Genomic DNA, 14,482 nt, shown 5'->3' on the forward strand with positions numbered 1-14,482 from the left:
GGGAGGCGCGCAACAGCGCCACGCCCTACCCGTCACCCCGGACTCGGTCCGGGGTCCACTCCGCGGCGAGGGGAATGGCTGGAGGCTCAAGCGTTGCCCCCGCTGCCCGGTGGACCCCGGAACGAGTCCGGGGTGACGGGGGAAGCCTGGCAGACGCCCCTGCATACCCACAACGCCTGAAAAGACCCCCTTACTGCCCACCGGCCCCGCCCCCGCGACGGCCGCCGCCGGCACCGCCCGCGCCGCCACCGCGCCGCGATCCGCCGGCCTTGTCGCCATTGCCCGCCAGCTGGCCGGTGATCACCTGCTGTCCCGGCTTCAGGTCGCCGCTCAGCACCTCGGTCATCGTGCCGTTGGTGTCGCCGGTCGTCACCTGCACCGGCTGCGGCTGGCCGTCGGCACCCTTGACGTAGACGGTCTGCGTCGCGCCGCGGCCCAGCGTCGCGGTCCGCTCCGGCCGGTCGCGGCGCGGGCGGAAGGTGAGCGATCCGGCGATGCCGCCGCTCGATCCGCCAGCCGACGCGCCGTCGCTCGGCTTGAAGCGCAGCGCCGCATTGGGGACGAGCAGCACGTTCTGCTTGTCCGACGTCACGATATCCGCGGTCGCGGTCATGCCCGGGCGCAGCTGCAACGACGGGTTGGCGACGGTCAGGTCGGCGGCATAGCTCACCACCTGGTTCGACGAGGCGGTCGTCGCCGTCGTCGCGGTGGAGCTCGCCGAATTGACCGTCAGGTTCGATCCCAGATCGACGCGGCTGATCGTCGCGGGGAAGGTGCGGCCGGGGAAGGCGTCGACGGTGAAGGTCGCTTTCTGCCCGGTCTTCACCTCGCCAACGTCGGCCTCGTCGATCGCGACCTCCAGCTTCATCTGGGACAGGTCTTCGGCGATGACGAACAGCGTCGGCGTGTTGAACGAGGCGGCGACGGTCGCGCCCGGATCGATCTGGCGCGCCAGCACCACGCCGTTGACCGGCGACCGGATGATCGCGCGCTGCCGCTGCGTCTGGCTCTGCGCGAGCAGGGCCTGCGAGGCGCTGACGTTCGCCTGCGCGGTCTTCAGCGCCGCAATCGCGCGCTGGTAATCGGCGCGACCGGACTGGAGTTCGGTGCCCGACGGCACGCGCCCGTTCGACAGCTTGTACACCTCTTCGAGCCGGGCGAGCTGCGCGCGGCTTTCGGCGACGGTCGCCTGCGCCTGGTTCACCTGCGCCTGGTTCGCCGCGATCTGCGCACGCTGCTGGCGGATCTGATCGTCGATCTGCTGCGGGTCGATCAGCGCGAGCGGCTGGCCAGCCCGGACGCGATCGTTGACGTCGACCACCACCTTGGTGACGAGGCCCGACAGCTGCGAGCCGACCGTCACCTGGTTGGTCGGCGCGAGCTTGCCCGTCGCCGACACGGTAACGGTGAGGTTGCCACGCTCCACGCCCTGCGTCGCATAGCCCGCCTCCGCCTTACCGCCGAAGCAGCTCTTCAGCAGCAACGCGAGCAGCACCACGCCGATCGCGACCAGCCCCCATTTCAGATAGCGGCGCCACACCGGCACCGGCTTCACGCCGAGGAAATCGTCGAGCTGTGCGTCGGCCATCAGCGGGGTTCCGTTGCGAAAATGGGGGTAGCGCCGCGTTCGGACGCCTGCGGCACGATGCTGGGGTCCCAGCCGCCGCCGAGCGCATCGTACAGCGCGATCAGCGCCGTCGCCTGATCGGACCGCGCCTGCGTCAGACCGTTCTGCGCCGAAAGCAACGCGGCTTCCTGCTGGTTCAGCGTCGTGAAGTCGGTAAGCCCGGTGCGATACTGGCTGCGGCTCAGGATCGCCGAGGCGTTGGCGGCATCATAGGCGATCGCGAACTGCGTCTCGCGCCGCCGCGCCGAATCCAGCGCGACAATGGCATTTTCGATGTCCTCGAGCGCCAGCAGCACCACGCCCTTGTAATTGGCGAAGGCCGTATCTGCCGCCGCTTCGTTGCTGCGCACCTGCGCGCGCAGCCGCCCGCCGTTGAAGATCGCCTGCGTCAGCCCGGCGAACAGGCCGCCGGTGATCGCATCGCCCAGCCCCGTAAGGCTGGTCGCGTTGCTATTGATGTTCCCCGTGATCGCCAGCGCCGGGTACAACTGCGCCTTGGCGACGCCGATCCGCGCGGTGGCGGCGGCCAGCGTGCGCTCGGCACTACGCACGTCGGGGCGGCGGCGCAACGCATCGGCCGGAATGCCGACGCCGACGCTCGCCGGCCCTTTCGGGATCGCCCGCGGCGCGGCAAGCGCGCTGCGCAACGCGCCAGGCGCCTGCCCGGTCAGAACGCGCAGCCGCGCGACGGCGGCGGCATATTGCTGTTCGATCTGCGGCACGCTCGCCGCGGTCTGCGCCCGCTGGCTGCGCGCCTGCTCGACATCGACCGATGAGACGAGGCCCGCCTGCACGCGGAACCCCGCAATCTCCAGATTGTCGTCCTGAATCGCCAGGCTGGCGCGCGCATTGGCGAGCTGTGCCTGATAGGCGCGCGCCAGCACGTAATTGCGCGCGACCTCGCTTTCGACGCTCAGCAGCACGGTCGCATAGTCGAACCCGCTCGCTTCATATTGCGCGCGGCTCGCCTCCACCGTCCGGCGGATCTCGCCGAACAGGCCGACCTGATAGCTCGCCGACAGGCCGGCGGAGAAGCTGTTGGTGCCGCCGCCACCCGTGTCGACCACGGTGCCGTCGGGCAGCGTGAACGAGCGCCCACCGCCGCGCAGATTCTCGTTGCGCTGATAGCCCGCCGACCCAGACAGCGTCGGCAGCAGCGACGCGCGGCTCTGCACCAGCGCCTCCCGCGCCTGCCGCAGGCGCCCGATCGCCTGGGCGATATCCGTGTTGGCGCCGCGCGCCTGCTCGACCAATTGGCCGAGGACGGGGTCGTCGAAGTTCGACCACCAGCGCGTCAGATCCTCGGGACTGGCCGGCGCCGGCACCGAATAGGCGGTGGGAACGCCCAGCTCGGCGGGCGTCTTCGCGCGATAATCGGGGCCGACGGTGCAGCCCGCCAGGGCCAGCGCGGCGAGCGCCGGAGCGGCGAACGGGGAAGCGGTCAGGCGAGCCATGCGTCCTGTGTGATCAACACACCGCATCGCGTCCAGCGCTTTTGTGTCGCAAAATGTCACGTCCGCGTCATTAGCGCCCCTGGAACGCCGGCTTGCGCTTTTGCAGGAACGCCATGCCGCCCTCGGTCGAATCCGCCGATCCCCGCGCGGTGCGCTGCGCATCCGCTTCGGCGGCCAGCGCTGCGGCATAGTCGCTCTCCATCGCCCGGCCCAAGGCGCGCCGCATCAGGCCCAGCGCCACCGTCGGCCCCGCCGCCAGCCGCGTCGCGAGCGCCAGCGCCTCGGCATCCAGCGCCTCGTCGGCAACGACGCGGTGGATCATGCCCCAATCGAGTGCCTTGGCCGCCGGCACACGCTCGCCGAGCAACATCATCTCCGCCGCCCGCGCCCGCCCGATCAGCCGCGGCAGCATCCACGACGCGCCACCGTCCGGCACCAGCCCGATATTGACGAACGCCTGCAGGAAATAGGCGGTCTCGCTCGCCACGCAGAAATCCGCGGCCAGCGCCAGGCTGCACCCGATCCCCGCCGCCGGTCCGCGCACCGCGCTGACCACCGGTACGCCAAGATCGGCAATCGCCAGCATCGTCGGGTTGTACTGGTCGGTCAGCGCCGCATAGGTCGCCTCGCCGGGATCGTCGGCGCCCAGCGCGCCGCCGCCGACGTCCGCGCCCGAACAAAAGGCCCGCCCCGCCCCCGCCAGCAGCACCGCCCGCGCGCCATCCAGCCGCGTCAGCGCGTCGCGCAGTTCGTCGAACAGCGCCGGCGGCGCCGCATTCAGCCGATCGGGCCGGTTGAGCGTCAGCACCAGCACCGCGCCCTGCCGCTCGGCCAGAATATGCTCATACGCCATGGTCACGTCTTCCTCTCCCGTGCGACGTCGATTCCACCGGTCCGTCCGCCGCTCGTCCAGAGACATAGCGAAGTGCGGAGCGGGTGCCATAGGGGACTTCGGCCGATCCCGGATCAGCCCATGATGCGACGCGCGATGACAGAAACGCCGGCGTCAGTCAGCAATTCGGACCTTTCATGCGCCAGAGACCGTCATCGCGACGCTTTCCAATCCCCGAGCGCAACATAATAAGACAATGTTGCATACATATCACAATGCCAAGAAACGTTCATAATGCTGTCATTTTGTTGCTTGATCCGGATGCGGCGAACCGATCTTATAGCCCCTAGAAGGCTCCGTAAGGGGCTGGGACCAAAGGGGTTAATTCGTGAAACTGTCGCATCTCTATGCGGCGACGGCGATCCTGCCGCTCGCCCTCGCTACTGCTTTGCCTGCGTTCGCGCAGACCACCGCCACCGATACCCAGACCAGCCCGGTCCCCGATCCCACCCAGGTCCCGACCGACCAGCAGAACCCGCAGTCGCCCAACGCCGACGCAGGCAGCAACACGCAGAGCGGCGGCGACATCGTCGTCACCGGGTCGCGCATCCGCCGCGACGAATTCTCCGTCTCCGATCCGATCACCGTTATCGGCAAGGACGAGATCACGCAGGCGGGCTTCGCCAGCGCCGCCGACGCGTTGCAGAGCAATGCGATCACGCAGGGCACGTCGCAGATCAACAACACCTATGGCGGCTTCGTCACCGACGGCGGCACCGGCGCGAACACGCTGGGCCTGCGCGGCCTCGGCCCCAACCGCACGCTGATCCTGCTCAACGGCCGCCGCCTGGCGCCGGGCGGCACGCGCGGTTCGGTGGTCGCCGCCGACCTCAACGTGCTGCCGACTGCGATCATCGACCGGATCGAAGTGCTGAAGTCCGGCGCCTCGTCGGTCTACGGCTCGGACGCGGTTGCGGGCGTCGTCAACATCATCACCGACAAGGCGCTGACCGGCCTGCAGCTCGACCTGCAGACCAACGTGCCCGCGGTCGGCGCCGGCGTCGATCGCCGCGCCAGCGCCAGCTTCGGCATGCAGACCGATCGCCTCGGCATCGTCGGCTCGCTCGAATATCGCAAGCGCAACGCCCTTGCCCGCGGCGACGTGCCGTTCTTCAACTGCCCGATCGGCGGCTTCCTCGATGGCGAGGGGTCGGCGTTCGGCTCGGGCGATCCCTTCCCGGTCGGCGATCCGCGCAACTGTTTCACGATCGACAATGGCGGCACCACGATCAACACGCTCGGCCTGCCGACGCGTCAGGCGATCGGCCGGACCAGCGGCGTGCTCGGCAACTTCAACCGCTTCGTCCCCGCCCCCGGCGTCACCACCGGGCCGTTCCCCGGCTATCTCGGCGTCGGCAATTACGATCGCGACACGTTCGATCCGGCGATGCAGCGCGAACCGCTCGTCACCGGCGTCGAAACCTACACGGGCTATCTGTCGGCGACCTACAAGCTGGAAGCGCTGGGCAACGCCGAACTCTACGGCGAACTGCTCGGCACCCGCCGCAAGTCGGGATCGCCGCTGTATCGCCAGCTGTCGCTCGATTATCTCCAGGGCAGCCCGCTGCTCCCGGCGAACATCCGCAACGGCTCGTTCGCCAACCCGACCAACACGTCGAGCGGCCAGATCATCGCGGCGCGCGCCTTTATCGGCTTCGGCCTGACCGAAGACGCGCAGACCGTCGATTACGTCCGCGCCTCGGGCGGCATCCGCGGCGACTTTTTCTTCCCCGGCTGGCGCTATGACGCCTATGTCGGCAAGTCGTGGAACGATGGCGTCTACACCGGTCAGTCGTTCCTGATCGATCGCCTGGCCAACTCGCTCAACGTCGTCGCCAACCCCGACGGCACGTTTAGCTGCGCCAGCGCCGCGTCCAATCCGCAGTGCGTAGCCGCACCGGCGCTGACCGCGGCGGTGATCGGCGGCCAGCTGCCGCAGAACTTCCGCAACTACATCTTGGCGAATACCCGCGGCACGACGGCGTTCCGCGAGACGACCTATGCCTTCAACATCGACGGCCCGCTGTTCAAGCTGCCGGGCGGCGATGCGCAGCTGGCTTTGGGCGTCGAGCACCGTCGCCAGAGCATCAACGACCAGCCCGACCTCAATTCGATCAACGGCAATCTGTACGGCCTGACCGCCGCGACGCCGACGGTCGGCAAGGACAACGTCAAGGAAGCGTTCGGCGAAATCTTCCTGCCGCTGCTGCAGGACCTGCCCTTCGCCTATCGCCTGAACGTTACCGCATCGGGCCGCTACACCGATTACGCCTCCTACGGCTCGGGCACGACCTACAAGGTCTCGGCCGAGTGGGAACCGTTCCGCGGCTTCGGCTTCCGCGGCAGCTACGGCACGTCGTATCGCGCGCCGGCGCTCGCCGAACAGTTCCTGGGCGCGACCAGCGGCTTCCTGCCGACCAACTCGGACCCGTGCAGCGGCCTGCCGGTGCTCGCGCAGCAGTCGCCCAACCAGCAGATCATCGCGCGCAACTGCGCCTCGATCGGCCTGCCGGCGGACTTCGAACAGCGCAACAGCATCACCTCGTTCCGCGTCGGTGGGGCAGAGGCGGGCTTGAGCGCGGAAACCTCGACCAACTGGACGGTCGGCGCGGTGCTGCGTCCGCGCCTGCCGGAATCGGTCGGCCAGCTGTCGCTGTCGCTCGACTATTTCGACGTGAAGGTCGACAACGGCGTGTCGGACCTGTCCGGTGCGACGATCCTGTCGCGCTGCTACAGCAACCCGAATTTCGATGCGAACGCCGGGTTCTGCCGCTTCGTGCAGCGTGACGCCAATCAGGCGCTTACCGTCACCAGCAGCTTCGTGAACCTGTCCGAAAACATCGTGAAGGGTTACGAGTTCAACGGCCGCTACGCCCGCAACCTGTTCGGCGGCAAGTTCGTCTTCAACGCGAACGTCACCAAATACACCGAACAGTCGACCCGCCTGTTCCCCGAGGAATTCCTGACCGACGCCAACGGCATCGTCACCTCGCCGGAATGGGTCGGCAACTTCGACGCCAACTACACCGTCGGTCCGATGACGGTCCGCTACGGGCTCGACTGGATCGGCGGTGACCACAACAAGACGTACAATTACTTCGCATTCGACAATTTGACCGGCATCACCGATCCGGCGCTGGTCCAGCAGTATCGCGACAATTACTTCCTGGAAGCGGACGGCTACGTCCTCCACCAGCTGTCGGTGCAGTTCAACGTGCAGAAGAGGTACCAGTTCACCTTCGGCGTGCGGAACCTGCTCGACACGAAGCCCCCGCGGATCACCTCCATCGGGTTCACGACCATCGGCAACGCCCCACTCTATTCGGGCTATGATTATGTCGGCCGGTCGTTCTTCGCGAACGTCAACGTCAAGTTCTGACCTGTATCGGAAGGCTCCGGGGCAACCTGGGGTCTTCCTTGTTTCTCATGACGACGATCGATCCCCAACCGCCCTGCGACGCCCGAGCCGAAGCGATCCGGGCAAACCTGCGCCTGGCCCTGGCCGATCAGGTTAAGGCGTGGCAGGTGCCGCAATCGACCGCGGCCGCGCGGCTCGGTATCGGGCGCTCGACGCTCAACAACATCCTCAATCACGACAACCGCCGGATTTCGATCGCGTCGCTGATCACGATGCTGTCGCGCGCCGGCGCCGATGTGTCGGTGGAGGTGGCACTCGCGCCGGCTTGGCCTGACGCGCAATGAGGCTCGGGATTCGTTGTCGCGAGCGAAACGTGCTTCGCTCCGCTCGCAATAACGGACTGGAAACCGGCCCGTCCCCTACAGGGGCCGGCAGAGCGGGCCTACCGCCCGGACCAATTCCCCGGCCGCTTTTCGACGAAGGCCGCCATGCCCTCCTTCTGATCCGCCGTGCCGAACAGTCCGTTGAACAGCCGCCGCTCGAACTGGATGCCTTGTGCCAGTGGCGTTTCGAACGCGGCGTTCACCATCTCCTTGTTAGCCAGCACGGCGAGCGGCGCCATCGCGGCGATCGACGCGGCGGTCTTCACCGCCTCCTCGACCAGATCGGCCGCCGGGATGATCCGGCTGACGAGGCCGGCGCGCTCCGCCTCGGCGGCATCCATCATCCGTCCCGTCAGGCACATCTCCATCGCCTTCGCCTTGCCGACCGCGCGGGCAAGGCGCTGCGATCCGCCCATGCCGGGGCTGACCGCCAGCTTCACTTCGGGCTGACCGAATTTGGCGGTGTCGGCGGCGAGGATGAAGTCGCACATCATCGCAAGCTCACAGCCGCCGCCCAGCGCATAGCCGGCCACCGCCGCGATCACGGGCTTGCGCGTCTGCGTCAGCCGCTCGTAGCCGGCGAAATGGTTCGTCCCGTACATGGCGGCGAAGTCCATCGCCGCCATTTCCTTGATGTCCGCGCCCGCCGCGAACGCTTTGGCGCTGCCGGTCAGCACCGCGCAGCCCTGGCTTGCGTCGGCGTCGAACGCCGCAAGCGCCGCCAGCAGATCGGCCAGCACCTGCGCATTCAGCGCATTCAGCGCCTCCGGCCGGTTGAGCGTGATGAGCGTCACGGCATCGCGCCGCTCGACGAGGATGGTCTTGTAATCGGACATAGGGGGCCTCTCCTTAATTCGGCGTCCACGCCTCGGCGGGCGGCAAAGGTGCGAAGATCTGGTCGATCAGGTGATCGGTCACGGCCTCCGGCGTCGCCGGGTTCCAGCGCGGGCTATTGTCCTTGTCGACGATCACCGCGCGCACGCCTTCCAGGAAATCGTGGCGCTGCACGACATGCGTCGCGACCGCATATTCCTGGCGCATTTCGTCGGCGAAGCTCTGCATCAGGCTGCCGTCGTAGAGCAGGCGCAGCGACACCTTCATCGACTGCGGCGACTTGGTCTTGAGGATCGCAAGCTGTTGCGCGGCGAAGTCACCACCATCCGCCTCCAGCGCCGCGAACACCTCTTCCAACGTGTCGGACGCGAACAGCCGGTCGATGTCGGCACGATGGTCGAGCAGCCCCGCACGCGGGGCCGCGACGCTCGCCGCTGTCAGGATCGCATCGATACCGTGCGGGTCGGCGGCGATCGCCGCCTTCACCTCGGGCAGCGCGCTGGCAGGCAGATAATGCGTCGCCAGGCCCAGCGCGTGCGCCTCCGCCCCGTCGAGCCGGTGGCCGGTCAGCGCGATGAACTGGCCGATCCGCCCCGGCAGGCGCGACAGATACCAACCACCGCCGACGTCGGGGAACAGGCCGATCCCCGTTTCCGGCATCGCGAACTTCGTATTCTCGGTGGCGACGCGATAGCGGCACGGCAGCGCGATGCCGACGCCGCCGCCCATCGTCACGCCGTCCATGAACGCGACGGTCGGCTTGGCATAAGCGAACAGCCGGTGGTTGAGCTGGTACTCGGTATGGAAAAAGGCCCGCGCCGCTGCGCCATCGCCCGCGCCGCTGTCGGCGAGCATGCGGATATCGCCGCCCGCACAGAAGCCGCGCGCGCCCTTCGGATCGCCGTCCGCCGAGGGCGCGTGGTCGATCATCACCGCCGCGATGTCGGCATCGGTACGCCAATCCTCCAGCGCCGCGAGCATCGCCTCGCACATCGCCATGTTGAGCGCATGCAGCGCGCGTGGTCGGTGCAACCGCAGCCGCCCGAGCGCGCCATTGATCTCGATCAAAACATCCTGGGTCATGGCGGCGAGCTTTGCCGGGCGGCAGGCCGCGCGTCCATACCGATCCGACGAATTGGCCTGCCTAAGGGTTTGACTCGCGCCCGACCCCGGCCCATTTCAACAGCATGCCCGCGTTGCGTCCAAAACAGACCCTTGATTCCGCCCCCCGATGGCCGCTCGGCGGCGGAGAGTGCGGTGCGCTGATCCGCGATCATGACTGGTCCGCGACTCCGCTGGGGCCGGTTGCCGGCTGGTCGGGTGCGCTGCGTACGACGGTCGCCAATATCGTCAACTCGCCGGTGCCCAAGGTGCTGATGTGGGGGCCGGCCAACGTCCTGATCTACAACGACGCCTACACCGCCATCGCGGGCGACAAGCATCCGGCGGCGCTCGGCGGCACCGCCGAAGGCGTCTGGCCCGAAATCTGGGACTGGAACCGCGCGATCCTCGAACGGTCCGCGACCGGAGAGGTCGTCGCCTATCGCGACCAGCCGATGACGCTGCTGCGCGACGGCGTACCGCAGACCTTCTTCTTCGACCTGTTCTACACCCCCGTCTACCTCGACGACGGCACGGTCGGCGGCGCGATGTGTACGGTGATCGACAATACCGCGCGCGTCAGCGCGGAGGTGGCGGTCGCGCACAGCGTCGCCGAATTGCGCACCATCACCGACGCGTTGCCGGTCCTCATCTCGTATCTCGACCGCGATCTGGTCTACCGCTTCGCCAACGGCGCCTATCAGCAGTGGTTCGGCCGTACGCCGGATCAGATGATCGGGTGCCATCTGCGCGAGGTGCTGGGCGAGGAGAGCTACGCCGAGCGCCTGCCGTTGGTCGAACGTGCGCTCGCCGGTGAACCCATTGCATCGGAAGGACGTCTGCCGCATCGCGATGGCAGTTTCCACCGCGCGGACATCCGGTACATCCCCCGCGTCGGTGACGATGGCGACGTGCTGGGCATCCATGTCCTGGTGACCGATGTCGAGGAGCGCGCGCAACGCGAAGCGGCGATCCGTCGCAGCAACGACCGCTTCCGCGGCGCGATGGAGGCGGTCCACGGCGTCTTGTGGACCAATTCGCGGGATGGTCAGATGACCGGCGAGCAGCCCGGCTGGGCGGCTCTGACCGGGCAATCGCGCGAAGACTATGCCGGCTATGGCTGGGCGAACGCCGTCCATCCCGAGGATGCCGACGCGACCGTCGCGGCTTGGAATGCCGCGGTCGCCGCCAAATCGGTCTTCGTGTTCGAACATCGCGTCCGCCGCCATGACGGCGCGTGGCGCAACTGCCTTATCCGCGCGCAGCCGATCACGGGTGCCGATGGCGAGATCGTCGAATGGGTCGGCGTCCATACCGACATCACCGAACAGCGCGCCGCCGAACAGTCGCTGCGCGATCAGGCCGAGCATCTGCAACGCCAGGTCCGCCATCGCGAACGGGCCGAGGAACAGCTGCGCCACCTCAACGAACATCTCGAAGCGCGCGTCATCTCCGAAATCGGCGAGCGTCGCCGCGCCGAGGCGGCGCTGGCCCAGGCGCAGAAGATGGAGACGATCGGCAAGCTGACCGGCGGCGTCGCGCACGATTTCAACAATCTGCTGCAGGTCGTGTCGGGCAACCTTCAGCTGCTCGCCAAGGATATCGCCGGCAACGATCGTGCCGAACGCCGCGTCGCCAATGCGATGGCCGGCGTTTCGCGCGGGTCGAAGCTCGCCGCGCAGCTGCTCGCCTTCGGCCGGCGTCAGGCGCTCGAGCCCAAGGTCGTCAACGTCACCCGCTTCGTCCAAGGCATGGACGACATGCTGCGCCGCGCGATCGGCGAGGGCGTCGAGGTGGAGACGGTGTTCGGCGGCGGCCTGTGGAATTGCTTCATCGATCCTGCGCAGATCGAGAATGCGCTGCTCAACCTCGCGATCAACGCGCGGGACGCGATGAGCGGCCAGGGCAAGCTGACCATCGAACTGTCCAACGCGCATCTCGACGACGACTATGCCCGCACGCATGACGAGGTCGAGCCGGGCCAGTATGTCATGCTCGCGGTCAGCGACACGGGCACCGGCATGACGCCCGACATCGTCGACAAGGTCTTCGAACCCTTCTTCTCGACCAAGTCTGAGGGCAAGGGATCGGGCCTTGGCCTTTCCATGGTCTATGGCTTCGTCAAACAATCGGGCGGCCATGTAAAAATCTATTCGGAGCCCGGCCACGGCACGACGATCAAACTGTACCTGCCGCGCAGCATGGACAGCGAGGATGTCGAGGTCATCGTCAACACCGGTGCGATCGAGGGCGGCACCGAAACGGTGCTGGTCGTCGAGGACGACGACGAGGTGCGCGCCACCGTGGTCGAGATGCTGGGTGATCTCGGCTATCGCGTGCTGAAGGCGGTGGACGCGCAAAGCGCGCTCAGCGTCATCGAAAGCGGCATCCCGATCGACATGCTGTTCACCGACGTGGTGATGCCCGGCACGCTGAAGAGCCCTGAGCTTGCGCGCAAGGCGAAGGAGCGGCTGCCCGAACTCGCGGTGCTGTTCACCAGCGGCTATACCGAAAATTCGATCGTGCATGGCGGCCGCCTCGACGCCGGCGTCGAGCTGCTGTCGAAGCCGTACACGCGCGAGGCGCTGGCCCGGAAGTTCCGCACCGTGCTGGCCAACCAGCGCCAGCGCAGCGCCAGCCTCGCCGCGCGCGACCTGACCACGGCGCCGGCCCCGCTGCGTAGCGCCGCGGGTGCGGCGGGACAGGTCACCGTACTGCTGGTCGAGGATGACGAGGTGATCCGCGCGACCACCGCCGAAATGCTACAGGCCTGCGGCTATGTCGTCGTCGATGCGGCGAGTGCAGAGGATGCCGCCACGGCGCTCCAGACCGTGCCGATCGACGTGCTGGTCACCGACGTCAATCTGCCCGGCGCCTCCGGCCCGGCCTTCGCGGCCCGCGCGCGCGATCTGCGTCCGGGCGTCGGCATCGTCTTCGCGACCGGCGACACGGCGGGTGTGCCCCCGGGCACCGGCGCGGTGCTGCTCGCCAAACCTTATGGTGCCGATGCGCTCCAGGCCGCCATCGCCGCAGCGCGAACGGGCGAGACGCCGGTGCAGGCGCGCAAGCTGGAACGCGAGGCGGACTGACGAGGCGGATTGACGGTACGGGGCAAACGCGCCCTCAGCCGAACGGCAGTTCGCCGTCGCGTCGTTCCAGCGCCAGCAACTGCGCCTTCGCCGTCATGCCGCCCGCAAAGCCGGTCAGCTTGCCCGTCGATCCGACGACGCGGTGGCAGGGCACGATGATCGAGATCGGGTTGCGCCCGTTCGCCGCGCCGACGGCCCTCGACGCATCGGGCCGGCCCAGTGCCAGCGCGATCGCGCCATAGCTGCGGGTTTCGCCATAGGGGATGGTCAGCAGCGCCGCCCACACCGCCTTTTGAAAGTCGGTGCCGCGCATATCGAGCGGTACGTCGAACACCCGCCGCTCACCCGCGAAATAGGCCGTCAGCTGCGCGGTCGCAGCTCGTAATATCGGATGGTCGTCATGCTGGACGATCGCGGGCAGCGGCACGCGCCGCGGATCGTCATCCGGCCACAGCACGGCGACCAGCCCGACGTCACTCGCCACCAGCGTCAGAACACCCACGGGGGAATCGAGGCGCATGGCGGCGAGCGTCATGGCGTCCGCACTAACCCGAACGCCGACATCGGGAAAGCCCGTCAGTTGCGCAGCGAATCCGGCACGATGCCGCCATTCTCGGCCAGCTTCGCCATCACCGCCTTGTGCAACGCGATATTCTGTTCGGCGCTGCCGTCCTCGCCCGCATGGACGCCCAGTTCCTGCCCCAGCTCACGCCGCGCGGCGAGGCTGGAGTCGAGGTCGAGCAGCTTCAGCAAATCGACGATAGACGATTGGTAATTGCCTCCGCCATTCTTCATCGTCGCCATTTCCGCCAGCACCGCGCCGACATCGACCGGCGCTGCGGGCGTCGGCGCGGTGGCGGCAGGGGCCTGCGGCGGCGCAGAGGTTGGCTGCGGTGCCTGCGGAGCAGCCTGGGCCGGTGCCGGGGTCGGGGCGGCCGATGCGGCGGGCTTGTGGCCGAAAACCTTGCTCATGATGCTGCCGAAGATGCTCATCGTCATGCTCCCGTTGCGTCGCCGAAGCAGCGACCGTCGCGCCCTCAAACGTCGATCCGCGCCGAATGCTCCCCGCGCCGGAACGCAGCGCCGCGTCCGAACGTTGGCCACCCCGAATTGAGGGAGTGGACAATGTCTAAGAATTTCATGGGGATCGCGTCGGCCGCAGCGCTCGCGCTGGCGCTGTCCGCCTGCGGATCGCGTACCGACACCGCCAACAGCGCGGACGCCACGATGGCGAACGACACCGCGGGCTTCGACGCGGCCAATGCCGGTGCGACCGGCGCCAACATGGGTGCCGCCTCGCGTCCCGCCGCCGGCCAGACCTTCGTCAACACCGCGGCGGCAAGCGACGCGTTCGAAATCGCCAGTTCGAAGCTCGCGCTCGACAACAGCTCGTCGGCCGCGATCAAGAAATACGCCAATCAGATGATCGCCGCCCATACCGCGTCGACGGACAAGCTGAAGGCGACCGTTTCGGGCCTCAGCCCGGCGATCACGCCCGATCCGACGCTCAACGCCGATCAACAGGCGAAGCTCGATTCACTGAAGGGCCTGACCGGCACCGCCTTCGACACCGCCTATATCGCGGCACAGCAGCAGGCGCACCAGCAGGCCTATGACATGCTGACCGCCTATGGTGCGACGGGCGACGTGCCTGCGCTGAAGACCTTCGCCTCGGGCCTCGCCCCCACCGTCGCGGCGCACCTCAACATGGCAAAGGCGCTGAAGGCCTAAGCCACGCCCGGCA

Annotated in this window: 11 protein-coding genes; 4 read left to right on the forward strand and 7 right to left on the reverse strand. The window is 67.8% G+C overall.

The window, feature by feature from the left end; translation table 11 throughout:
• Positions 1-190: 190 nt before the first annotated feature.
• From ACP7A3_RS04550 to ACP7A3_RS04560, 3 genes are all read right to left on the reverse strand, one after another.
• Entirely contained in the window at positions 191-1,588 is a 1,398-nt protein-coding gene (locus ACP7A3_RS04550) for an efflux RND transporter periplasmic adaptor subunit (protein ID WP_063686002.1), read from the reverse strand.
• Positions 1,588-3,081: an efflux transporter outer membrane subunit gene (locus tag ACP7A3_RS04555; protein WP_426255188.1), complete on the reverse strand. Its 1,494-nt coding sequence runs from the start codon at positions 3,079-3,081 to the stop codon at positions 1,588-1,590. The genes ACP7A3_RS04550 and ACP7A3_RS04555 overlap by 1 nt, the downstream gene beginning before the upstream one ends.
• 70 nt (positions 3,082-3,151) lie before the next feature.
• Positions 3,152-3,934, reverse strand: coding sequence for an enoyl-CoA hydratase-related protein (locus tag ACP7A3_RS04560; protein ID WP_426255341.1), 783 nt, complete (start codon positions 3,932-3,934; stop codon positions 3,152-3,154).
• A gap of 367 nt (positions 3,935-4,301) precedes the next feature.
• Between ACP7A3_RS04560 and ACP7A3_RS04565 the strand changes: the two genes are divergently transcribed.
• Together ACP7A3_RS04565 and ACP7A3_RS04570 are read left to right on the forward strand one after the other, a co-directional pair.
• Positions 4,302-7,352: a TonB-dependent receptor domain-containing protein gene (locus ACP7A3_RS04565; protein ID WP_426255187.1), complete on the forward strand. Its 3,051-nt coding sequence runs from the start codon at positions 4,302-4,304 to the stop codon at positions 7,350-7,352.
• A 47-nt stretch (positions 7,353-7,399) separates the two neighbouring features.
• A complete protein-coding gene (locus ACP7A3_RS04570) occupies positions 7,400-7,675 on the forward strand; it encodes an XRE family transcriptional regulator (RefSeq protein ID WP_043059146.1) in 276 nt (91 codons plus the stop codon).
• Between the two features lie 98 nt (positions 7,676-7,773).
• Here ACP7A3_RS04570 and ACP7A3_RS04575 read toward each other — a convergent pair whose 3' ends face one another.
• The gene (locus tag ACP7A3_RS04575; protein WP_426255186.1) at positions 7,774-8,550 is read right to left on the reverse strand and encodes an enoyl-CoA hydratase; all 777 of its coding nucleotides are present in this window, start codon (positions 8,548-8,550) and stop codon (positions 7,774-7,776) included.
• 13 nt (positions 8,551-8,563) lie between these two features.
• Positions 8,564-9,631 (reverse strand): enoyl-CoA hydratase/isomerase family protein, encoded by a 1,068-nt coding sequence (locus ACP7A3_RS04580; RefSeq protein WP_426255185.1) that lies wholly within the window; start codon positions 9,629-9,631, stop codon positions 8,564-8,566.
• Between the two features lie 104 nt (positions 9,632-9,735).
• Between ACP7A3_RS04580 and ACP7A3_RS04585 the strand changes: the two genes are divergently transcribed.
• Positions 9,736-12,738: a PAS domain-containing protein gene (locus tag ACP7A3_RS04585; protein ID WP_426255184.1), complete on the forward strand. Its 3,003-nt coding sequence runs from the start codon at positions 9,736-9,738 to the stop codon at positions 12,736-12,738.
• Between the two features lie 34 nt (positions 12,739-12,772).
• Here ACP7A3_RS04585 and ACP7A3_RS04590 read toward each other — a convergent pair whose 3' ends face one another.
• On the reverse strand, positions 12,773-13,273 hold the full coding sequence (locus ACP7A3_RS04590; RefSeq protein ID WP_426255183.1) for a methylated-DNA--[protein]-cysteine S-methyltransferase: 501 nt from the start codon (positions 13,271-13,273) through the stop codon (positions 12,773-12,775).
• Between the two features lie 41 nt (positions 13,274-13,314).
• Positions 13,315-13,731 (reverse strand): DUF3597 family protein, encoded by a 417-nt coding sequence (locus tag ACP7A3_RS04595; RefSeq protein ID WP_426255182.1) that lies wholly within the window; start codon positions 13,729-13,731, stop codon positions 13,315-13,317.
• A 132-nt stretch (positions 13,732-13,863) separates the two neighbouring features.
• Here ACP7A3_RS04595 and ACP7A3_RS04600 point away from each other — a divergent pair, with 132 nt between their 5' ends.
• Complete coding sequence (locus ACP7A3_RS04600) at positions 13,864-14,469, forward strand: DUF4142 domain-containing protein (RefSeq protein ID WP_426255181.1); 606 nt, start codon at positions 13,864-13,866, stop codon at positions 14,467-14,469.
• The last annotated feature ends 13 nt before the right edge of the window (positions 14,470-14,482 follow it).

The sequence above is a fragment of the Sphingomonas sp. DC5200-1 genome, assembly GCF_049897245.1.
Classification (GTDB): domain Bacteria; phylum Pseudomonadota; class Alphaproteobacteria; order Sphingomonadales; family Sphingomonadaceae; genus Sphingomonas; species Sphingomonas aquatilis.